19 protein-coding genes and 1 tRNA gene are annotated in these 21,173 nt (G+C 42.2%); 13 read left to right on the top strand and 7 right to left on the bottom strand.

The annotated features are described in order from the left end of the window. The first annotated feature begins 43 nt into the window (after positions 1-43). Both ACFSR5_RS00410 and ACFSR5_RS00405 read left to right on the top strand, forming a co-directional pair. Positions 44-985: a malate dehydrogenase gene (locus ACFSR5_RS00410; protein ID WP_380899551.1), complete on the top strand. Its 942-nt coding sequence runs from the start codon at positions 44-46 to the stop codon at positions 983-985. Between the two features lie 112 nt (positions 986-1,097). Then, positions 1,098-1,541, top strand: coding sequence for an aspartyl protease family protein (locus ACFSR5_RS00405; RefSeq protein ID WP_380899549.1), 444 nt, complete (start codon positions 1,098-1,100; stop codon positions 1,539-1,541). Positions 1,542-1,545: 4 nt separating this feature from the next. On the opposite strand, the gene ACFSR5_RS00400 is transcribed toward ACFSR5_RS00405, so the two are convergent. After that, positions 1,546-2,766 carry an MFS transporter gene (locus tag ACFSR5_RS00400; protein WP_380899547.1) on the bottom strand — a complete coding sequence of 407 codons (1,221 nt, stop codon included), beginning with the start codon at positions 2,764-2,766 and terminating at the stop codon, positions 1,546-1,548. Positions 2,767-2,889: 123 nt separating this feature from the next. Here ACFSR5_RS00400 and fsa point away from each other — a divergent pair, with 123 nt between their 5' ends. The 3 genes from fsa to rnr all read left to right on the top strand — a co-directional run bounded on the left by fsa (position 2,890) and on the right by rnr (position 6,785). Next, the gene (gene fsa, locus ACFSR5_RS00395) at positions 2,890-3,549 is read left to right on the top strand and encodes a fructose-6-phosphate aldolase (RefSeq protein WP_380899545.1); all 660 of its coding nucleotides are present in this window, start codon (positions 2,890-2,892) and stop codon (positions 3,547-3,549) included. A 150-nt stretch (positions 3,550-3,699) separates the two neighbouring features. Beyond that, on the top strand, positions 3,700-4,149 hold the full coding sequence (locus ACFSR5_RS00390) for a Fur family transcriptional regulator (protein WP_380899543.1): 450 nt from the start codon (positions 3,700-3,702) through the stop codon (positions 4,147-4,149). Between the two features lie 506 nt (positions 4,150-4,655). Next, entirely contained in the window at positions 4,656-6,785 is a 2,130-nt protein-coding gene (gene rnr, locus ACFSR5_RS00385) for a ribonuclease R (RefSeq protein ID WP_380899541.1), read from the top strand. 109 nt (positions 6,786-6,894) lie between these two features. Here rnr and ACFSR5_RS00380 read toward each other — a convergent pair whose 3' ends face one another. After that, the gene (locus ACFSR5_RS00380) at positions 6,895-7,275 is read right to left on the bottom strand and encodes a co-chaperone GroES (protein ID WP_380899539.1); all 381 of its coding nucleotides are present in this window, start codon (positions 7,273-7,275) and stop codon (positions 6,895-6,897) included. 157 nt (positions 7,276-7,432) lie between these two features. Next, positions 7,433-7,843 (bottom strand): hypothetical protein, encoded by a 411-nt coding sequence (locus ACFSR5_RS00375; RefSeq protein WP_380899537.1) that lies wholly within the window; start codon positions 7,841-7,843, stop codon positions 7,433-7,435. A 312-nt stretch (positions 7,844-8,155) separates the two neighbouring features. On the opposite strand from ACFSR5_RS00375, the gene rpsL reads away from it, so the two are divergent. The 4 genes from rpsL to rpsJ all read left to right on the top strand — a co-directional run bounded on the left by rpsL (position 8,156) and on the right by rpsJ (position 11,694). Next, the gene (gene rpsL, locus ACFSR5_RS00370; protein WP_079717716.1) at positions 8,156-8,569 is read left to right on the top strand and encodes a 30S ribosomal protein S12; all 414 of its coding nucleotides are present in this window, start codon (positions 8,156-8,158) and stop codon (positions 8,567-8,569) included. A 19-nt stretch (positions 8,570-8,588) separates the two neighbouring features. Continuing rightward, the gene (rpsG, locus tag ACFSR5_RS00365; RefSeq protein WP_380899534.1) at positions 8,589-9,056 is read left to right on the top strand and encodes a 30S ribosomal protein S7; all 468 of its coding nucleotides are present in this window, start codon (positions 8,589-8,591) and stop codon (positions 9,054-9,056) included. Positions 9,057-9,186: 130 nt separating this feature from the next. Continuing rightward, positions 9,187-11,310 carry an elongation factor G gene (gene fusA / locus ACFSR5_RS00360; protein ID WP_380899532.1) on the top strand — a complete coding sequence of 708 codons (2,124 nt, stop codon included), beginning with the start codon at positions 9,187-9,189 and terminating at the stop codon, positions 11,308-11,310. A 78-nt stretch (positions 11,311-11,388) separates the two neighbouring features. Next, the gene (rpsJ, locus tag ACFSR5_RS00355) at positions 11,389-11,694 is read left to right on the top strand and encodes a 30S ribosomal protein S10 (RefSeq protein ID WP_002993539.1); all 306 of its coding nucleotides are present in this window, start codon (positions 11,389-11,391) and stop codon (positions 11,692-11,694) included. A 115-nt stretch (positions 11,695-11,809) separates the two neighbouring features. Here rpsJ and ACFSR5_RS00350 read toward each other — a convergent pair whose 3' ends face one another. Then, the gene (locus tag ACFSR5_RS00350) at positions 11,810-12,442 is read right to left on the bottom strand and encodes a porin family protein (RefSeq protein ID WP_380899530.1); all 633 of its coding nucleotides are present in this window, start codon (positions 12,440-12,442) and stop codon (positions 11,810-11,812) included. 240 nt (positions 12,443-12,682) lie between these two features. Between ACFSR5_RS00350 and ACFSR5_RS00345 the strand changes: the two genes are divergently transcribed. Together ACFSR5_RS00345 and ACFSR5_RS00340 are read left to right on the top strand one after the other, a co-directional pair. Further along, positions 12,683-12,753 (top strand) — tRNA-Cys (locus tag ACFSR5_RS00345). A 29-nt stretch (positions 12,754-12,782) separates the two neighbouring features. Beyond that, positions 12,783-12,962 carry a spore protein gene (locus tag ACFSR5_RS00340; protein ID WP_380899528.1) on the top strand — a complete coding sequence of 60 codons (180 nt, stop codon included), beginning with the start codon at positions 12,783-12,785 and terminating at the stop codon, positions 12,960-12,962. A gap of 62 nt (positions 12,963-13,024) precedes the next feature. Here the strand turns inward: ACFSR5_RS00340 and ACFSR5_RS00335 are convergent, their stop codons facing one another. After that, positions 13,025-13,774, bottom strand: a complete 750-nt coding sequence (locus ACFSR5_RS00335; RefSeq protein WP_380899526.1) for a copper homeostasis protein CutC — start codon at positions 13,772-13,774, stop codon at positions 13,025-13,027. A 179-nt stretch (positions 13,775-13,953) separates the two neighbouring features. Here ACFSR5_RS00335 and ACFSR5_RS00330 point away from each other — a divergent pair, with 179 nt between their 5' ends. After that, the gene (locus ACFSR5_RS00330; protein WP_380899524.1) at positions 13,954-14,349 is read left to right on the top strand and encodes a hypothetical protein; all 396 of its coding nucleotides are present in this window, start codon (positions 13,954-13,956) and stop codon (positions 14,347-14,349) included. 63 nt (positions 14,350-14,412) lie between these two features. Here ACFSR5_RS00330 and ACFSR5_RS00325 read toward each other — a convergent pair whose 3' ends face one another. Together ACFSR5_RS00325 and tsaD are read right to left on the bottom strand one after the other, a co-directional pair. After that, a complete protein-coding gene (locus tag ACFSR5_RS00325) occupies positions 14,413-15,291 on the bottom strand; it encodes an energy transducer TonB (RefSeq protein ID WP_380899522.1) in 879 nt (292 codons plus the stop codon). Between the two features lie 426 nt (positions 15,292-15,717). Further along, on the bottom strand, positions 15,718-16,719 hold the full coding sequence (gene tsaD, locus ACFSR5_RS00320; protein WP_380899520.1) for a tRNA (adenosine(37)-N6)-threonylcarbamoyltransferase complex transferase subunit TsaD: 1,002 nt from the start codon (positions 16,717-16,719) through the stop codon (positions 15,718-15,720). A gap of 267 nt (positions 16,720-16,986) precedes the next feature. On the opposite strand from tsaD, the gene ACFSR5_RS00315 reads away from it, so the two are divergent. After that, positions 16,987-21,150: a translocation/assembly module TamB domain-containing protein gene (locus ACFSR5_RS00315; protein ID WP_380899518.1), complete on the top strand. Its 4,164-nt coding sequence runs from the start codon at positions 16,987-16,989 to the stop codon at positions 21,148-21,150. The last annotated feature ends 23 nt before the right edge of the window (positions 21,151-21,173 follow it).

Genomic DNA, 21,173 nt, shown 5'->3' with positions numbered 1-21,173 from the left:
CACTATATTTAACTATCTGTTCTTTACCACTAAACGAGAAAATATGAAAATAACTGTCATTGGTGCAGGTGCTGTTGGAGCGACTACAGCCGACAACCTCGTCCGTAAAAATATTGCGGAGGAAATCGTTCTCTTAGACATTAAGGAAGGCGTTGCCGAAGGCAAAGCGCAAGATATGATGCAAACAGCCGCGCTATTAGGGTTTGATTCTACCATCACCGGCGTCACAAATGACTACGTCGCCACTGCCGGCTCCGCCGTTGCTGTCATCACCTCTGGTATTCCCAGAAAACCCGGCATGACCCGCGAAGAATTGATAGGCACCAACGCCGGTATCGTAAAATCGGTTGTCGAAAATCTTGTTCAATATTCGCCAGATATCATTATTTTGATCGTGTCTAACCCGATGGATACTATGACTTATCTCACATTAAAAGCTAGTGGCCTACCAAAAAACCGTATTATCGGTATGGGTGGCGCTTTAGACTCCGCTCGTTTTAAATACCAATTGGCACAAAAACTAAATGCATCGGCAAACGACCTCAACGCTATTGTCATAGGCGGACATGGAGATACAACGATGATCCCATTGATCAACCATGCCACGTGGAACAGCATTCCGGTGACAAATTTCTTGACCGAAGAGGAGCAACAAGACATTGTTAAGAAAACGATGGTCGGTGGAGCAACGCTCACCGCACTTATCGGCACCTCAGCCTGGTATGCCCCGGGGGCCGCAGCTGCAGCCATGGTAGAAAGTATTGTACGTGACCAAAATAGACTTTTTACCGCTTCCGTTTATCTTGAAGGTGAATATGAAGAAACAGATATAAACATTGGTGTTCCGGTCATTATCAACAAAAACGGATGGGACCGCATCGTCCCCTTACAATTGTCTGAAGCGGAAAAGCAACTCTTTGTCAATAGTGCGACAGCTGTCCGCAGCATGAATCAAGTTTTGAAGGATAACCAAATCATTTCATAAAAAACAGCGAACCGCTCATATATCACCGGGGGATCTCCGATAATGGATTCCATATCAGACATGCAAAAAACACGAGTGTTTTTTGCATGTTTTTTTATATTATCTTTGCCTCATGCAGAAAATACCGTTTGACATTCTCAACCTACAAGGCGATGGCTATCATCTTTTGGTTCATGTAAATCTATTTGAGCAAGATTTCAAAATGGTAATCGACACGGGAGCCTCCAAGACTGTCCTAGATAAAAGTACACTTCTACATTCGGGAATTCCAGAAGAAAAATTCCAAAACACGGACATTCTTTCCACCGGTTTGGGCACAAATTCCATGCAAAGCTTCATGTTGGAGATTCCCGTATTGAAAGTTGGTAGCTGGCAACATCACAATTTTTTAGCTGCGGTACTTGATCTAAGTTCGATCAATTTCGCCTATGAACAGATGAATCTGGATCCTGTCATTGGCGTATTAGGAGGCGATATATTTTCTAAGTATGGTGCTGTTATCAACTATGCAAATCAGACATTGACCCTTAGAGATAGAAAAATCAACAGTAAATAACTCTCTAAAACTTAAACAACTTGCGGTGGATGTGCAACCGAAGATAGGTATAAAAGCAAACAGAGATCACGATCCCAAATGCACCCATGGTATAAAGGGTATTCTTGATACCTATATATTCTGCCGTGGCACCAATAAGAAGAGTTCCTAAAGGCGCTATCCCTTGGAATGCCATGACATAGTAACTCATCGCACGCGCTCGGTAACTAGGAACAGCATGTGTTTGAATATACGTATTAATAGAAGAGTTTTGCATCATCATAGAAAAAGAAACCATGGCTGTGAATAACAGTGCGGAGGGCAGAAAATGAGCATAAGCAAGTAGTGCCAGTGACAACCCCATTAATAGCGCGGCAAGTAACACCCTGTAGCGTAAGTTTTGTCCTGTTTTCATTCGTGCCATATGAATAGCACCGATCATCGCGCCCAGTCCCGCTGCACTCTCAAACCAAGAAAATGTCGACTCATCTCCAGAAAACAGATCTTTTGCCACTGCTGGTAGCAATGACGTATACGGGATGACTAATAAACTCGAAAAGCTAAGCACAATGATAAGCGACGCGATGTGCGGTGATCTGCGCAAATAGCTAAATCCCTCCACCAGACCGGTCCAATTACTTTCTTTATTCAGCTTGGAGCGGTCTTCCACCACGTTCATCAGCATTAAACAGATAATCACCGGAATAAAACTAATGAAATTGATCGCAAAACAGACAAACTCGCCATATGCTGTCAACAAAATGCCTCCAATAGCAGGACCAACCATACGCGCAGCATTGAATATGGACGAATTTAATGCGATAGCGTTAGGAAGATCCTTTTTGTTGCCCACTAACGACACCAGCAGCGATTGCCGCCCGAGCACGTCAAAAGCGTTGATAATCCCCTGTATAAATCCTAAAAGCGACAGCAAGAAAACTGACTCCCATTGTAGTCCAACTACTAACGTAAGTAGTCCGGCTTGAATCATCAGTCCGACTTGAGTCACAAAAACGAGCTTATATTTTTTATGACGGTCCACGAACGAACCAATAAAAGGAGAAAGTAGCAAGGAAGGAAGCAAAGAAATAAACTGTACAAAACCCAGCCAAAAAACCGAACCCGTCATCTCATAAACCAACCAACTGATCGCCACCCTTTGCATCCAAGTACCCAAAAGCGAGATAGCTTGTCCGATAACTTGCAACCGAAAATTAGGATAGGAAAGCGATCTGAATATATCCATTAAGAAGAAAAAATGTTTTAAGCAAACTTAATAAGTTGAAAATAATATAGCTACTTTTGTAACGGAAATAACTATGTTATGTTTTAAAAAATATTTTAAATTACTATAAATCACCCATCAAACATGAAATTTTTTATTGATACCGCAAACCTAGCGCAGATCAAAGAAGCTCAAGACCTCGGTGTTCTGGACGGGGTAACAACTAATCCAAGCCTGATGGCAAAGGAAGGAATCAGCGGCGAAGAAAATGTTCTTAACCACTACAAAGCGATTTGTGAAATCGTAGACGGCGACGTAAGCGCAGAAGTTATCTCAACCGATTATGAAGGAATGATTAAGGAAGGTGAGGCTCTAGCGGCATTAAATCCAAAAATCGTCGTTAAAGTTCCTATGATCAAAGACGGTGTGAAAGCCATCAAATACTTTAGCCAAAAAGGTATCAAAACGAACTGTACATTAGTATTTTCTGCCGGGCAAGCCCTGCTGGCTGCCAAAGCCGGCGCAACTTATGTATCACCTTTTATCGGCCGTTTAGATGACATCTCCGTCGATGGACTGAGTCTTATCGAAGAAATACGCTTGATATACGACAACTATGGGTTCACAACCGAGATTTTAGCGGCTTCCGTACGACACAGTGCTCATATTTTAGGCTGTGCAAAGATTGGAGCAGATGTCATGACCGGACCTCTGTCAGCTATATTATCACTGCTAAAACACCCATTAACAGATAGCGGATTGGCTCAATTCCTTGCCGATCATGCTAAGGCTGCCGGCCAATAAATCAAACGATTTCGGAAAAACGCCTAGCCTTCTAATCAAAGGCTAGGCGTTTTATTTTCCATGCGTTTCTTTAAACTCCTCCTATCTTGACGCCAACAGGACCATAATCATTCGGACATATGTTAAATTTTGTGTAATTTTACAGCTATCATGACAGTTCAAACGACAGAAAAAAACAGGGACTTTCACAAGTTGCTTAAACAAAACGGTCTTAAAGTAACGCCACATAGATTGCGTGTTTTAAATGAAATAACGCATAAAAACGCAGCTATATCCCAGCCTGACCTAGAAAAGATTGTAGGTAAAGAGATTGATCGCGTAACCTTATACCGCATATTATCGAGCTTCGAGGAGAAGGGAATTGTCCATAAGATTTTCGATTTACACGGTACCGCTACCTATGCCATTTGTACCTCGGACTGTACGGAAAATCATCACCATGATCAGCATGTTCATTTCATTTGTTCGGTATGCAATAGTGTGTATTGTCTACAGGAAATTAGTCTCCCTAAAATACCGTTGCCTTCTCATTTTACGTTACATTCTATTGCGCTAAATGCTGTGGGCTTATGTGACCACTGTCAAAAAGACGCCGATTAGCCGAGAAATAATATGTTACAGGAATACGCATTTCAAAGGTGAAATGCGTATTTTTTTTGCAATAACATAGCTAAAATAAAAAAGTAGAAGGAATTAACACATTAACCTTATATATTATAATATAATGTATATTAATATATTATACAAAATAAAATAAACAAATAAAATATATTGATAACATTAGCAAAAGTACGTATCCAGGCAAAATGGACCTGTACCTGCTTCTAAAGACTTTTAATTGCATTTATATTTATTTTATTTTTAGCAAAAATAAAATAAATAAGTAATCATCAGTACATTAATAACGCTAAACGAAACAAACGAATTATATTTAACATTTATCCCATCGTATCGACAAACTTCAACACTAAACGAACATTTTTTTAGTATATTAGTTTATACAAGTAGTGAGCGGTAGACGCATGTAGAAAACGCATGTGATCTCTCCTCCCCCTTTCGCGAATCAACAGAAATAGATCTGTCTCGCTAACGTAACTTTTAGGTATATGAAACAAAAAAAAGAGAACCCGTACAAGGAAGTGTTAACGCAGTTGATTGTTGACATTTTTGAAAAATCCAAAAACGTTCCCTTAAATTACAAGCAAGTATCTGCCAAACTAAACCTGACCGATACCGACTCTAAAATAGCTATCGCGGATATTCTTTCTGACGAATCGAAGTCAGGCAAATTCCTGCAAATAGAACGCGGCAAATTTAAGCTTCGCCAACTCAACGTCTACATCACAGGCAAGGTCGATATGACCGCAGACGGTTCTGCCTACGTTATTCCAAACGACGAACTGGAGAACGATATCTTTATAGCACCACGGAAATTAAGACAAGCCCTACACAATGACATTGTCAAGGTCCACGTTTACGAACGGAAACGTGGACGCAAACGCGAGGGTGAAGTCGTGGAAATTGTGCAGCGTGCAAAGACGGATTTCACCGGAACCATCGATGTCTCCAAATCGTATGCATTTTTTTTAGCCGACGATCGGAAAATGAATCATGACATTTTCATCCCACTCGATAACCTGAACGGCGCAAAAAATGGCGAAAAGGTAGTCGTCAGTATTACAGAATGGCCAAAAAACGCAAAGAACCCGATAGGCACTGTCAAGGATATACTCGGTAAAAAAGGAGAAAACAACACCGAAATGAATGCCATCCTGGCAGACTTTGGATTCCCTTTGTCGTTCCCCAAAGCAGTTGAAGACGAAGCGAATGCCATTCCAGATAAAATAAGCGAGGACGAAATCACAAAACGAAGAGATTTCCGCCCCATACTTACCTTCACCATCGACCCATTCGACGCGAAGGATTTTGACGACGCTATCTCTTTCCAGATATTAGAAAATGGGAACTACGAAATCGGCGTACATATTGCCGATGTGTCGCACTACGTGATTCCTGACACCGTACTGGACAAGGAAGCCTATGAGCGCGGCACATCCGTCTACTTGGTGGACCGGGTGATCCCCATGCTTCCTGAACGCTTATCAAACGGCGTTTGCTCATTACGCCCAAACGAAGACAAGCTCTGTTTTTCCGCCGTTTTTGAGATGGACGACAAAGCAAACGTCATTAACCAGTGGTTCGGCCGCACTGTCATCAATTCAGATAGACGCTTTACCTACGAAGAGGCACAAGAAGTAATCGAAACAAAAACAGGCGACCACGTGGACGAAATCCTGAAACTAAATCAACTCGCTTACATCCTTCGCGAGCGGAAGTTCAAAAACGGCGCAATTAGTTTCGAAAGCGAAGAAGTGAAATTTCATCTCGATGAAAATGGAAAACCGGTCGGGGTATATACCAAGCTCCGGAAAGACGCCCATAAATTGATCGAAGATTTTATGTTGCTAGCAAACCGGAAAGTAGCCGAATATATCGGTAAACAAGGACGTGGCAAAAACAAACTCACCTTTGTCTATCGATTCCACGACACCCCCAACCCAGAGACACTAACAACCTTTTCTCAATTTGCTTCGCGGTTTGGACACAAATTATCAATCAAAACCGACAAAGAGACCGCCAAGTCGCTAAACGCACTCATGACCAAGATCGAAGGCAGCAAAGAACAGAACTTGTTGACGTCGCTTGCCGTGCGCTCCATGGCTAAAGCGATTTATACTACAAAGAGTACCAGTCATTACGGACTGGCCTTTGATTACTACACACACTTCACCTCCCCTATCAGACGCTACCCCGACGTCATGGTGCATCGGTTACTCCAATTCTATTTGGATGGAGGCCATAAGATCAATGCCGAACATTATGAGAAAATGTCGGAACACTCTTCTCAAATGGAAAAGAAAGCGGCGGAGGCCGAACGCGCGTCAATCAAATACAAACAAGCAGAATTCCTACAGGATCAGATTGGTGTAGAATATACTGGCATCGTGTCGGGCGTCACCGAATGGGGAATGTACGTAGAAATTGAGCAGAATAAATGTGAAGGAATGGTTCGCCTCCGCGACATCACAGATGACTTCTATACGTTGGACGAAAAAAACTATACCATCATTGGACAACGCAAAAAGAAAAAGTATCAGCTTGGTGACGAGGTACAAATCCAAGTAAAGAAGGTCGACTTAGAAAAACGGCAGATCGACTTTACGCTCCTATCGTAGCAAATACATAGATCCGCATAAAGTCATTTAATAAATTATTAATTGTATGGACGCAAAAAAAAGTGTGGCTCTCGTTTCCGACAGCCACACTTTTTGAATACACGCCGTCTTAGATTTCCTCTTCCCGTTCTAACATCAAAATAGCCTGATGAGGCATAATGTAATACTTCCCCCCTGAATAGTTGATTTCAGTAGCCATACCTGCCTGAAACAAAACAAGATCGCCCTCCCGGACCTGCAAGGGGATGTATCTAACCTGATCTTCCCGTGGCCGCCAGTCGTCTCCCTCATCAGATATTGCGGGCAACACATATCCCGGCCCCGTCTTCATCACATAGCCTCGCTGCACCTTTTCCTTTTCCTGTACACCTGGAGGTAAGTATAAACCACTTTCGGTGCGTTCATCACCAGCTACCGGCTTCACCAAAACGCGATCGCCGACAATCATAATCTTTTTTAACTTGTTGTCCTCTGTCAATGTAAGATTCATTTCAAACACCCAATTTTCTATATTACTAAGCAAAGATACGAACATAATCACAAAGCAAGCAAGATGGCAAATGTCTACCGTTTTAAAAAAACGTAATAAAAAGGGCAGCCTATCCTGAGGCTGCCACTGCATTAAACTACTAGATGTTGTTTCTACTTTATTGTTTAGAACCCTCAAACGTATAAAAGATATCACCTTCATTCGTTTCTTCTCCTTGACAAAGAAGCGTTCTGTTTTTTACATCGTATAAAAACGACCCTTCCGGTGATACTCCTGAAGTTTGTATCGATATATCCATATTATTTATAACACTAAACTCCTTGACGGGCAAACCAAGGGATTCATCCTGAACTTTTGCACGCAGGACCCCGTCGGATACTTTTGTCACGACAAGTACTTTATCAAACATCTTATCCTCACCGGGAATCTGTATTGTTCCTTTAAAGGTACCAACAGCGGCATCAATACTTCCTCCGGTGGAAGGATCATCATCTTTTGAACAGCCAACAAACGCTAGCGTAAAAATCGCCACAACAAGGGCTAGCACGAGATTTAGTTTCGTTTTCATACGGATTTAAATTATTTGTCTATTATTTATTTCGCATCCGCAAAAACAACATTTACGCCAAAGCGATCAAACCACGAACGAGAAAACACAAAATACCTGTAAACAGGTACAATAAAATAACAACACGATCTATACGTCCGGCAAATGGCTTCTCATAGCATCCTATTTTTAGGACACCGTTCCCATCCACAGCAGCAAACATGAAACTATTAAAAAAAATTAACACACAGCTCTTTACAGTTCAGATATTTCTACTTATCTTTGCGGACTTAAAAATTAATTTTAAACGAATTAAAAAACAAAAACAGGTAAATGCCTACTATTCAACAATTAGTTAGAAAAGGTAGAGTAGCTCTGGAAGATAAGAGTAAATCTCCAGCGTTGGACTCATGTCCACAGCGAAGAGGCGTGTGTACTCGTGTATACACTACTACCCCTAAAAAACCAAACTCAGCAATGCGTAAAGTAGCTCGTGTACGTTTAACAAACGGTAAAGAGGTGAATGCCTACATCCCTGGTGAAGGTCACAACCTACAAGAGCACTCAATCGTGTTAATCCGCGGTGGTCGTGTAAAAGACTTACCAGGTGTACGTTACCACATCATTCGTGGTGCATTAGATACATCAGGAGTAGCAGGACGTAACCAACGTCGTTCTAAATACGGAACAAAACGCCCTAAACCAGGACAAGCAGCAGCGGCTCCTGCAAAAGGTAAAAAGAAATAATTAAACGGAGGAAAGAAAAATGAGAAAGTCAAAACCAAAAAAGAGAATCATTTTACCTGATCCAAAGTTTAATGACGTTCAGGTAACGCGTTTCGTAAACAATATGATGTTGGATGGCAAAAAATCTACAGCATATTCTATTTTTTACGATGCAGTAGAATTAGTAGAGCAAAAGACTCAAGAGAATGGTCTAGAGACGTGGAAAAAAGCGTTGAATAACGTTATGCCTGCTGTAGAGGTTAAATCTCGTCGTGTGGGTGGTGCCAACTTCCAAGTTCCTATGGAAGTCCGTCCGGAGCGTAAAATCGCTTTGGGTATGAAATGGTTAATTTCTTATGCCCGCAAACGTGGTGAGAAAAACATGTTTGAAAAATTAGCAGGAGAAATCATTTCAGCTTCTAAAGGTGAAGGTGCTGCCGTTAAGAAGAAAGAAGATACGCACAAGATGGCAGAAGCTAACAAGGCGTTCTCACACTTCAGATTCTAATTTTGAACACAACGAATCAAATATGACACCGACTGCCGGTAAAGGATTTTCCCATACCGCAGTCGGTGTACTTATTTCTTTCAAACAATATTGCACTAAAACAAGCTTTTCAAGCACTGCTTAATATATTATGGCAAGAGATTTAAAATTCACTAGAAATATCGGTATCGCCGCACACATCGATGCTGGTAAAACTACAACAACTGAGCGTATTCTTTATTACTCAGGTGTAAACCATAAAATTGGTGAGGTTCACGAAGGTGCATCAACAATGGACTGGATGGAGCAAGAGGCTGAGCGTGGTATCACAATCACTTCTGCTGCAACAACTGTATTCTGGAACTATCGGAACAATAAATATCAAGTAAACGTTATCGATACACCTGGACACGTGGATTTCACGGTTGAGGTAAACCGTTCGTTACGTGTATTGGATGGATTGGTATTCTTGTTTTCAGCAGTTGATGGTGTTGAACCTCAATCTGAAACAAACTGGCGTTTAGCTGATGGTTACAAAGTACCCCGTATTGGCTTCGTAAATAAAATGGACCGTTCAGGAGCCGACTTCTTAAAAGTTGTAAAACAAGTAAAAGATATGTTGGGTTCTGATGCTGTTGCTTTACAATTGCCTATCGGTGCTGAAGATACCTTCAAAGGTGTAGTTGACTTGATCAACAACCGTGGTATCGTTTGGAACGAACATGATAAAGGTATGACTTTCACCGAAGTACCTATTCCTGAAGATATGTTAGAGGAGGTTGCTGAATACCGTGAGAAATTACTAGAAGCAGTAGCTGGTTACGATGAGTCTTTGATGGAGAAATTCTTCGAAGATCCAGATTCATTAACAGAACGTGAAATCTTAAATGCATTACGCGCAGCTGTATTGGATAACTCTATCGTTCCTATGGTTTGTGGTTCATCTTTCAAAAACAAAGGTGTTCAAACCATGCTGGATCTAGTAATGGAATTATTGCCTTCACCTCTTGATGTAGAAGCTGTAAAAGGTACTAACCCGGATACTGGTGAAGAAATCGAGCGTAAACCATCTGTTAATGAGCCTTTCGCAGCTTTAGGTTTCAAAATTGCGACTGACCCATTCGTAGGTCGTTTATGTTTCATCCGTGCTTACTCTGGTAAGTTAGATGCAGGTTCTTATGTATTGAACACGCGTTCAGGAAACAAAGAGCGTATCTCTCGTATCTTCCAAATGCACGCAAACAAACAAAACCCTATCCCTTTCATCGAGGCTGGTGATATCGGTGCTGTTGTAGGTTTCAAAGACATCAAAACAGGTGATACACTTTGTGATGAAAAAGCGCCTATCGTATTAGAGTCAATGACTTTCCCTGAGCCAGTAATTGGTTTAGCGATCGAACCTAAAACGCAAGCTGACGTGGATAGATTAGGTATTGGTCTTGGTAAATTAGCTGAAGAGGATCCTACATTCGTTGTTAAATCTGACGAAGAAACTGGTCAAACAGTTATCTCTGGTATGGGTGAGCTTCACTTAGAGATCTTGATCGACCGTTTGAAACGTGAATTCAAAGTTGAGGTTAATCAAGGTGCTCCTCAAGTAGCGTACAAAGAGTCTATCAATGGTACTACTGAGCACCGTGAGGTATACAAAAAACAATCAGGTGGTCGTGGTAAATTTGCGGATATCAAAGTTGTTATCTCTCCAGTAGACGAAGATTTCGATTCTTCAAAATCAGCACTTCAATTCGTAAACGAAATTGTGGGTGGAGCTATTCCAAAAGAATACATCCCTTCCGTTCAAAAAGGATTTGAAGCATCATTGAATAATGGTGTATTGGCTGGTTACCCTCTTTCTGGCATGAAAGTTCGTTTGATTGATGGCTCATTCCACGCAGTCGATTCAGATTCATTGTCATTCGAATTGGCCGCTAAAATGGCATACCGTGAGGCATTACCTAAATGTTCGCCAGTATTGATGGAGCCAATCATGAAAGTTGAAGTATTGACTCCAGAAGAAAACATGGGTGATGTAATGGGTGACTTAAACCGTCGTCGTGGTCAAATGCAAGGTTTGGATTCACGTAACGGTGCACAAGTAATCAAAGCATTGGTTCCACTTTCTGAAATGTTCGGTTACGTAACTCAATTACGTACAATCACTTCAGGTCGTGCAACATCTACCATGGAATTTGATCACTACGCAGAAGCTCCACGTAACGTTGCGGATGACGTAATCGCAAAATCAAAAGGTAGAGTTAAAGGTTCTGTTGAATAATAATAGAACTCAAAATAAACCGACCGCTGGTTGTAAATAGCTCTAATCAGCGGTCATTTTTAAATAATTTCATAAACTATGAGCCAAAGAATCAGAATTAAATTGAAATCTTACGACTACAATTTGGTTGACAAATCAGCTGAAAAAATCGTAAAAACAGTAAAACCTACAGGTGCAGTTGTTAGTGGTCCTATTCCATTGCCTACTGAGAAAAAAATCTATACGGTATTACGTTCACCACACGTTAACAAGAAAGCCCGTGAGCAATTCCAATTGTGCGCGTACAAGAGATTATTAGATATCTATTCTTCTAACTCGAAAACTGTTGATGCATTGATGAAACTTGAATTGCCTTCAGGTGTTGAAGTAGAAATCAAAGTGTGATAGATTTCAGGACTGAAAAAACAAAAGGCTAACGTTACCCGTTAGCCTTTTTCATTTTTCTAGTAAAAAAGGTCGTAGCAATAACGACCTTTCCTGTTTCATCTAATTCGTTTCGTTAGAACTGGAAACCAACGCCAAACGATAATACACGGTTAGAAAATTTGTCGCCAGTATTATTAAGCGCCGTCAAGCCTAAACCATATCCAGCATTAATCAAAAAGCCGTTGGATAGTTTATACCCCGCCATAAAGTTTGCTCCGGCCTCGATAACTTTCATTTCATCGTCACCACTACCAAAATTGATATCACTTTCACCTTCTCCAAAACCATCTCCTACATTTCCTTTAATTTTGTTTTTACCACTGATGTTAAAACCAATATAAGGACCTGCTCCTAAAAAAACGTTTCCTGAGCCAGCTGGGATCCAATATACAGCGTTAACAGGCACCTCGATAGACATGACGTTTGTTGTGAAAGTTCCATCCAGTCCATCACCATCGTACTTAAATTTATTACCTTTACCTTGTAGAGATACCCCTGGCTGAATAGAAAATTGGGACGCAACCGGTAAATCTGCAAAACCCGTTACATAAAAAGATGGATTCATTACCTGATAATCTTTCTCGATATCAGACGGATTACTGTACTTACCCAAGTTTACACCCGCTTTCAATCCCCAGCTTGTTTGTGCTTGTGCACCAGCAGCCATCAAGAGTGCTGTACCTAATGATAGTAAAATCTTTTTCATACTCTTCTTTTTAAATTTAACTATATACCCTTACGCAACATTCAGACCAAAAGTCCAACGAATAAAAGAAAATAACATTAAAACACTGATAAACAATATATTAATTTATAAAAAGAGTAAAAAAATCAAGTAGAACATATGGTAGGAATAGACGATTAAAAATAAATACCAATCTTTTTCGAAGAAGCTTTGTAAATATCAAAAGTAAATTTTATTTTTGCATTCCCTTCGGGGATAAAGGGTCGGATGGCCGAGTGGCTAGGCTGAGGTCTGCAAAACCTCCTACAGCGGTTCGAATCCGCTTCCGACCTCGTTTTATTGACAATAAAAAGATTTAACAATGGGAGTTACACGTTTAAAAAGAAAAGATAGAAGAAATAAAACTGTTTCACGTGTGGAAGTACAGTTTTTAAAATTAGGCCGCAATATTGAGTTAGGTTCAAGAAGCGAGATGCCTAAACACAGTCAGATTACTAAAAACGACGAAATTTTGAACAAATTAGCTGCAGAAGCAAAATAAGCGTTCAATCGAAATATAAAAAAAGGAGAACTTTGGTTCTCCCTTTTTTATGACGCACGTTGCTAACCACCACCGATGAGTGCAACCAGACCCCTTACCTTTTCCTTCGAAGTCTCCATTATCGCTTCGTTCATACCATCTAAAGCATCTGATGTGTAAGTCATGCTTGAGGGCATAGTGATCTTTGCAGAACTATGGATTGACCGGGCTCCCGTAACACGCAAAATATTTAATACATTATCTTCGTTTACACCTGATCCTGGCATAACCTCAATTCGCCCGTTTGCCTGTTCGATCAGCTCTTTCAACAGCGGAGCACCTTCTTCCGCCGTATTTCGTAATCCAGATGTCAACACCCGATCAAAACCCAAGGATATGATATCTTCTAACGCCGCGCTCGGATCGTTACACCGATCGAAAGCCCGATGAAACACGACTGTCATCGGTCTCGCTAGAGCCACTAGCTCTGCATTACGAGCCTTATCTACCGATCCGTCCGTATTTAATATCCCAATAACAACACCGTCGCAACCTGCCTCCCTACAAAACTGTACGTCCATTTTCATTTCTTCGAAGTGGTCGGCGTCGTAAACAAAATCGCCCCCCCGAGGTCGGATCAACACGTGCATACCGATATCCAGGAGGTCACGCGTGCGTCGTATCTGACCGTACGAAGGAGTGGTTCCTCCATTCTCCAGATTCTGGCACAGTTCAACACGACTTGCCCCGCCCAACTGTGCTTGCAAAGCTGAATACGAAGAATTGGAGCAAATCTCCAACTTAAAGCCATTGATTTCTTTCTCTATTCCCATGTTCCAAAATTCTGAATTTTCTAGCTGATTTGTCTATCGAACTTGCTTTTTTTAGCACACTGAGGTAACTATCAAAAAATCAACAGTTTATTTCACTTGTTAAAAACATTTGAATATCTTTAAGTGTTATAATGTTCGCGGCTATTAATGCAAAGTAGAACCCTTAACCATTATTCGTCATGACAATAATATCTAGAGAGGTCGAAATTCAGGATAGGCTGTCCACGATATTCGAGGACTTAATGACAACCAAGGAATCGATCCGTCGTGAACTCATACAAACTCGGCACACGTACAAGCAAGTCTGTGACAAACACATTCTTTCTGGATTTCGTACAGAAGTGGAGTGGGTTGAAGCCTCCCATAACCATCAGCAAAAATTTTTAGAATATGACACACATTGCTACTTGATCGATATACTTTCTGACTACCGGGACATTGAGGGCTATTTCCCCGAATACTTGGATATGCTCGCTAACGTCGAATCGGTTATGTTGCGTTTCGCTACCGAAGAGCGGTACGAGGTCTCGGCCATCATAAAACATTGGCTAGGAAAACTCATACAAACACTATAGCACGTCGGTGTTTTGTCCGTAGAAAGGCCCGGCGATATTGCCGAGCCTTCCAACCTCAAGAGATTATATCGTGCTTAGTTTGATCGGTAGCGTAAAACTAACCCGTACCTCACGCCCATTCTGTATACCCGGCTTCCATTTTTTTGCCTTTTTTAATACCCGAAGAGCCTCCTCTCCCGTGCCGAAACCCAAGTCTCGAACGATCTTCATATCAGTCAACGACCCATCCCTTTCCACAACAAAAGATACCAGCACACTTCCTTTTATCCCTTGTTCCAAAGCACTGTTTGGATACTGATACATCTGCCCCACCCATTTGACAAACGCCGGCATACCATCCACAGGCGTAGGCAAGACTTCGACCGCCCTAAAATCAACAATGCTCATCCCCGCTCCTTCCCCATTGGTGTCCCCATTTAATTTACCGGTCATCGCACCATGTTCTTTTTGCGGGCCAAATTCCCCTTTAGCAATAAACGAACCTCCACGTGCGGGTTTGAGCGAAATGCGCGCAGTCATCTTGTCCTTGAGTTCCTTTTGGGAAACCACATCCTCCGTCACCTTATTTTTATCGGTAACCACCGGTTCAGTAAAACGGATTAATTCCGTCGCCGGAGGATCCTGTGCAATTTTTTGAACAGGCTTATCTACAGCCGGTAGTGGTTCTTCTTCTTCCACAGGAGGCGCCTGCTCCACCAATTCGTCAATCGTTACCGGATCCATGGCACGTTCCGTATTACGCGTCACATTTTTGGACATATGGTCATAAGCAGCTTTCCATCCCACCAACAATAGCACGATGCAGATAACGGTGATCAAAGCCTTGTTTGTTGCAGAAGCAGACCGACGGCGTAGGTCATAGGCGCCGTACGACTGATTCCGGGAAGAGAACACAACCTCTAGCCATTCTCTCTCGTAAATATCTAGTTTGTTATCCCACATGATTGAAAAATTAACAGGTTTATATATTGTTTTTCTCTATAATGATGATGTTTCTCCCCACTTTCCATAAAGCTTTTTCTAAGAGACGCTGTCGGCTGCTCAAAAAAGTAAATCCTTATTGTTCCTACTTTTATATCCTAAAGTCCAAGAAGTTTTGTTAATCAATTTATAGGTGGCAAATTCCCGCTTCCTGACGGTGACGAGGAGGTTTGTCGGCAGCTTTAGATTAAATTCCAGCCCACGGGAAGCAGAGCCGTCGCCATCTGCGAACAAACAAAAGTTGGACACACATACTTACGGGCGCTTTGTACGTTTTGACTACGAGGAAAATTTCGAGATCAGTACGCGACAGGCCAACGTAGAAGGAGAATACTGAGGTCGTCCAGTTGGCTAAAGCAGCAAAACGTATTACGGCAGTTTACACGATTAGACATGCATGCGTGCTAATGGTGCAACATCTTGCCCAACGAAATCACTTTTAAGGTATTTTTGGTATCCAGCAATAGCGATCATGGCCGCATTATCCGTACAGTATTCAAATTTTGGAATAAAGACCTCCCAACCATACCGCGTCCCCATATCCAAGAGCGCTTGCCTCAAACCCGAGTTAGCAGACACCCCCCCCGCTATAGCGACCTGCTTTACACCAGTTTCTTTGGCAGCTTTCTTCACTTTGTTGAGTAAGATAGAAACGATACGGCTCTGTACCGACGCACATACATCAGCCATCCGCTCGGACAAGAAATTCGGATTCTTCTTTTCCTCTCCCTGTACCATATATAGTATAGCGGTCTTTAAACCTGAGAAACTAAAATTCAAGTCCGATATTTGCGGTTCCGGCAGTTTAAATGCATTTGCATTTCCTTCCTTTGCATACTTATCGATAAGCGGTCCTCCGGGATAGGGTAAATTTAATATTTTGGCCGTTTTGTCAAACGCCTCTCCGGCGGCATCATCCAAGGTTTGTCCTAGCAATTCCATCTCAAAATAATCTTTCACCAGCACGATCTGTGTATGTCCACCGGATACCGTCAAACATAAAAATGGAAAAGCGGGTTTGGGATCTTCAATAAAATGCGCCAGAATATGCGCTTGCATATGGTTAACTTCCATTAAAGGAATCTGACGGGCCAGTGCAAATGATTTAGCAAATGATGTTCCAACCAACAGGGAACCTAAAAGTCCGGGGCCTCGGGTAAATGCGACTGCATTTATATCATTTTTATGTATTTTTGCATGTTGAACGGCTTGGTCTACTGTCGGAATAATATGCTGTTGATGTGCACGAGAGGCTAATTCAGGGACAACTCCGCCATAATTTGCGTGAATTGCTTGACTAGCGATAATATTTGACTTAATTTCACCGTCTATACAGATAGCGGCAGAAGTTTCGTCACAAGAAGATTCGATACCGAGAATAACAGCCATGGCCCAACATTTAAAATAGAACACAAAAATATCAAAAAAATACTGAAAATAACGTTTATTACACTGTTCAGCATCTTGCTGCTGATGGCAGCTGGCGTTTTTTCCCTTCAATATGAGCCCGTACAAACATACGTTTCCAAACGTGTTGCGAGTTATCTAAGTAAGCAACTGGGTACGACCATATATTTGTCGAGGGTTTATTTCAAACCATTTAGCTCCCTCGAATTGGAAGGTTTCGGACTTGAAGATAGGCAAGGTCAGGTGGTTATGAAAACCAGAAGTTTGACAGCCCATTTCTCTTTAGCAAAAATACTAAACAAGAAGATCCAAATTGAGCAGATTACGTTGGAAGAAGCTCAATTTAATTACCACATCTATAAGGACAGTACCAACCTAACGTTTCTGATCAACTACTTCTCGCCCAGGAAAGATCAACAGGAAACAGAACCAAGTGCCATTACCTTAGATTTACGCAAGATCATCCTGGTAAATAGCCAATTCAGTTTGACTAACCACAAATATACCAAACGAAAGCCTGGCGTCGACTTCGCCCAACTTCACTTGACGGCCATATCCGGCAGCTTCGATGACATACAATATTCTCCGACAGAAACACATATTGATCTTCAAAAAGTCACCTTTAAGGAGCAAAGCGGATTATTCGTGCGCGAACTAACGGCGACTTCGTATATCTCGAACCACAAAATGGAGTTCAACGATTTGTTGCTGTGGACAAATCGTTCGAAAGTGGGCGATTACCTTGTATTTTATTACGATAAGTTTGCCGATTTTGGCGATTTCGTCGACAAGGTAAACATAGAAGGCACACTGAACAACGCGGTGGTTGACTCTCGGGATATTGAATTTTTCGCTCCATCAATGAAGGATGTTCGTTTCTTTACAACTATCGAACGAGCGTCCATTAATGGCACGGTATCGCATTTAGCAGTCCGCAACGTCTTGATGAGCACCGGGAGCCATACGCAAATGGAGGGCAATTTTCGGATTGATGGTTTGCCCATCATTGAACACACCCGATTTGATTTTGCGATCGAGCGTCTCCATACATCCGCCGAAGATATTGAGCAACTTGTACCGGCACTAAATCATCAAAAAGCGTTTCGCCTTCCGGAGCAAGTACACGCATTTGGTCAAGTCATTTATCACGGCAAACTCCGAGGTTACTATCACCAGTTCGAAATGGAAGGCGCCGCAGAAACCCAGTTAGGTACGATCCATACAAACAGTAAAATCAGTATCCGTCCAATCCTGCACTATAGTGGAACAGCATCAACGAATAACTTCCGGTTGGGAGAGTTCTTGCAATCAAAGAATTTAGGAGCAACGGGATTTACCCTGCAATTTGATGGTCGAGGGACGACAAAAGAAAACCTACACCTTTCCGCCCACGGGTCCATGCATCATGTCAATTTCAAAGATTACAACTACCGCAATATGGAGTTCGAAGGCGAGGTAAAGAATCAATTGCTTTATGCAAATGGTCATGTTGACGATCCAAATGCCTCATTCAGTTTTGACGGGCAGGTCAACTGGACAATTGATACCCCGTCTTACCAATTCTCGTCCGACATCGACCTCTTGGATCTCAAAAAGTTGAATCTGTTTACGAAAGATAGCATCGTTCTCTCAAACTCCAATATCCACGCTTCTGTACATGGTAATTCCCTAAATTCATTAAACGGACATATTACTTCAGAACATCTCCAATTTCGCTCTTCACGCGGCGAATTTAGCATAGGCTACCTCGATTTTAGATCCGATGGAGATGAACAGTCAAAACAATTACGTATTCAATCTGATGTCGTCGATGGCGTCATGTCTGGACAGATTGATTTAAATACCATTGGTGCTTATTTCGGTTCTTTGGCTATGCGCTATGCGCCAGCGATCAATATTCAACAAAAACCGTACAATCCACAAAATTTTGATTTAAAAGTCCAGGTAAAAGCATTCGAACCGATATCTGCATTGTTTGATCCCCATCTTCGGCTCGAGGACGGTGCACGTATGGAAGCTCGTTTTTCATCAGACGATTTCACAGCAAACTTTCAAGCATTCAGTCCCACCGTCTCTTACAAGGGTATGAAGCTAACCAACTTAACGCTGACCGAAAATGCGGACGACAGCGCCTTTTCGTTAGATGTTACGGCAGACCGTTTTAGCATATCGGATTCAGCCTATGTCGACCAAATTCACATTAACAACGTATTGGCCAACGACAGCCTCATGTTTCAGATTGCCATGTCGGAGACCAATCGCCCCAACTACCTAAATCTCAACGGCAATATACACTTTGCATATAACAAACCTGCTTACATCCAGTTCGATAAATCAGAAATTGTGCTGAATGAAGAGCATTGGACCATTAATCAAGATGCCGACTTACGAGTGTCCAAAGGGAAATTCTATCTGAACAATCTACTTCTCACCCGAGATAGGCAGCAGGTCAGTTTAAATGGTATTCTATCGAACACCAACGACAATTTGGATATCGCGTTTAAGGATTTTAGTCTTGCTTCCCTATCGGGCGTTACCAAACCGTTAGGCATTCAGTTGCAAGGCCACCTGAGCGGAGATCTCCGCATCCACTCCGTTTTCCGCTCTCCAAACGTATCGGCGCACATCACCACAACACCTATTATTTATAACAATCTTCCCATTGGAAACCTACGCGTTAACGCAGATTTTGATCCCCAGTCAGGGTTGATCGATTTGGATGCAAAGTTGTTAGATGTGGATGGAAAGGGCGTCGATCTAGCGGGGACATATGATGTACGCGCAGAAAACGATGCGCTCCAGCTCAAAGGAAAAGCCAATGATATAGATTTGGGCATTGCCTATCCTTTCCTCCGCGGGCTTGTCTCTAACTTATACGGCAAAATGAGTGGTGACATCACCATTCATGGCTCCGTGCAGCATCCTGTCCTCTCTGGCAACACACAGCTAACGGAAGCGTCATTTATCGTGAATTATTTACAAACCAAGTATACCGTAGCTCAACAACAAGCCATCATACAAGACAATCGGATTTATTTAAGCGATTTCAAGTTTGCGGATACACACCAAGCATTGGCTACGGCTAACGGACATATTGATTTAAATAAGCTCAGCGATCCTACGTTGGACGTTCAGGTCACCGCCGAAAATTTTCAGATACTAAATACCAACCGCAAAGACAATGAGCTGTTCTTCGGCAAAGCCTATGCGTCGGGCATCTTCCGGTTCAAAGGTCCCACAACAGCCATCAACATGGACATTAACGCCCGTTCTAATCCAAACACGGCGATTACACTACCTTTCAATACATCGCTGAAAGTCGGCGACAATGACTTTTTTTATTTCGTACACCTAGATTCCTCCCAGCATGAAAAACCGACGAGCAAACGGCTTTTCAAAGGGTTAGCCATGAACATGGATCTGGCGTTGACGCCCGACGCCGAAATCAATTTAGAAAATAATATTGGATCCTTGACCAGTGTCGGAACCGGCAACATATCCATGCGAATCTCCAGCCTCGGTGACTTCGAGATGTTCGGAGATTATCACATCTCTTCCGGAAAATTTCATTTTACAGCACAGGACTTTTTCAACAAGTTCTTTGAGCTCAAAGAAGGTGGCACCATTCGATGGGCGGGAAATCCTGCCGAAGCCGTCATCAATTTAAGTGCAACGTATCAACAACGCACGTCGATAGCTCCTCTATACAATGCGGCAGGGAGATCTGAAAATAACGACCGTATCTTGGCACAAGCAGATATGATCTTGAAAGGAACACTTTCACAACCTGAAGTATCATTTGATCTTAATTTCCCCCAAGACCCCTACGTAAAAGACGAGCTGCAAGGTTATCTCAGCGATGGCAATAACATAAACCAGCAAGCGATAAGTTTGATTGTCCGCAGAAGTTTCACACCTGCATCGACCCAAGAGTTTGGCAGGGAGGTGAATAACACCTTATTATCGGCAGGAACCGAAATCGCTTTCAATCAATTGAACAGCATCATTTCGCAATCATTGAACATGAATTTTCTCGATTTAAACATACGCTCTTTCAATGACGCAACAGCATCGCTTCGGTTCTTCGATGACCGGCTCATCTTGACAGGGGGAGTTAGCGACCGAAGTAGAAGTCAAGTCAATGATCTGACGCTTTTTTCAGATCAGGTAGCCACCGATGCCGAGGTGACCTTCCGCTTACGGCAGGATGGCAATCTCGTTATCCGGGCGTACAATCGGCTGAATACGCGGAATTTTCTATTCACTCCGTATAGCGACTATATCAGCGCCGTAGGCCTTGTTTACCGCCAGGAATTCAACACACTCTCCGAATTTTGGCGAAAATTATGGATCTGGAATGAACGCAAGAAACGTATGGAGCCGGCGCCCAAGGAGGAAAATCAGAAACGCTAATTAACTTACTTCCATACAAAACC

Source organism: Sphingobacterium suaedae, assembly GCF_042684625.1.
Lineage (GTDB): Bacteria > Bacteroidota > Bacteroidia > Sphingobacteriales > Sphingobacteriaceae > Sphingobacterium > Sphingobacterium suaedae.
The sequence above is the reverse complement of the archived record's forward strand: the minus strand, read 5'-3'. Positions and strand labels throughout refer to the sequence as shown.

Excerpts from the sequence above, each read along its gene's own strand:
- ACFSR5_RS00410 (WP_380899551.1), top strand. The coding sequence starts at position 44 with ATGAAAATAACTGTCATTGGTGCAGGTGCTGTTGGAGCGACTACAGCC.
- ACFSR5_RS00405 (WP_380899549.1), top strand. The coding sequence starts at position 1,098 with ATGCAGAAAATACCGTTTGACATTCTCAACCTACAAGGCGATGGCTAT.
- ACFSR5_RS00400 (WP_380899547.1), bottom strand. The coding sequence starts at position 2,766 with ATGGATATATTCAGATCGCTTTCCTATCCTAATTTTCGGTTGCAAGTT.
- fsa (WP_380899545.1), top strand. The coding sequence starts at position 2,890 with ATGAAATTTTTTATTGATACCGCAAACCTAGCGCAGATCAAAGAAGCT.
- ACFSR5_RS00390 (WP_380899543.1), top strand. The coding sequence starts at position 3,700 with ATGACAGTTCAAACGACAGAAAAAAACAGGGACTTTCACAAGTTGCTT.
- rnr (WP_380899541.1), top strand. The coding sequence starts at position 4,656 with ATGAAACAAAAAAAAGAGAACCCGTACAAGGAAGTGTTAACGCAGTTG.
- ACFSR5_RS00380 (WP_380899539.1), bottom strand. The coding sequence starts at position 7,275 with ATGAATCTTACATTGACAGAGGACAACAAGTTAAAAAAGATTATGATT.
- ACFSR5_RS00375 (WP_380899537.1), bottom strand. The coding sequence starts at position 7,843 with ATGAAAACGAAACTAAATCTCGTGCTAGCCCTTGTTGTGGCGATTTTT.
- rpsL (WP_079717716.1), top strand. The coding sequence starts at position 8,156 with ATGCCTACTATTCAACAATTAGTTAGAAAAGGTAGAGTAGCTCTGGAA.
- rpsG (WP_380899534.1), top strand. The coding sequence starts at position 8,589 with ATGAGAAAGTCAAAACCAAAAAAGAGAATCATTTTACCTGATCCAAAG.
- fusA (WP_380899532.1), top strand. The coding sequence starts at position 9,187 with ATGGCAAGAGATTTAAAATTCACTAGAAATATCGGTATCGCCGCACAC.
- rpsJ (WP_002993539.1), top strand. The coding sequence starts at position 11,389 with ATGAGCCAAAGAATCAGAATTAAATTGAAATCTTACGACTACAATTTG.
- ACFSR5_RS00350 (WP_380899530.1), bottom strand. The coding sequence starts at position 12,442 with ATGAAAAAGATTTTACTATCATTAGGTACAGCACTCTTGATGGCTGCT.
- ACFSR5_RS00340 (WP_380899528.1), top strand. The coding sequence starts at position 12,783 with ATGGGAGTTACACGTTTAAAAAGAAAAGATAGAAGAAATAAAACTGTT.
- ACFSR5_RS00335 (WP_380899526.1), bottom strand. The coding sequence starts at position 13,774 with ATGGGAATAGAGAAAGAAATCAATGGCTTTAAGTTGGAGATTTGCTCC.
- ACFSR5_RS00330 (WP_380899524.1), top strand. The coding sequence starts at position 13,954 with ATGACAATAATATCTAGAGAGGTCGAAATTCAGGATAGGCTGTCCACG.
- ACFSR5_RS00325 (WP_380899522.1), bottom strand. The coding sequence starts at position 15,291 with ATGTGGGATAACAAACTAGATATTTACGAGAGAGAATGGCTAGAGGTT.
- tsaD (WP_380899520.1), bottom strand. The coding sequence starts at position 16,719 with ATGGCTGTTATTCTCGGTATCGAATCTTCTTGTGACGAAACTTCTGCC.
- ACFSR5_RS00315 (WP_380899518.1), top strand. The coding sequence starts at position 16,987 with ATGAAAACCAGAAGTTTGACAGCCCATTTCTCTTTAGCAAAAATACTA.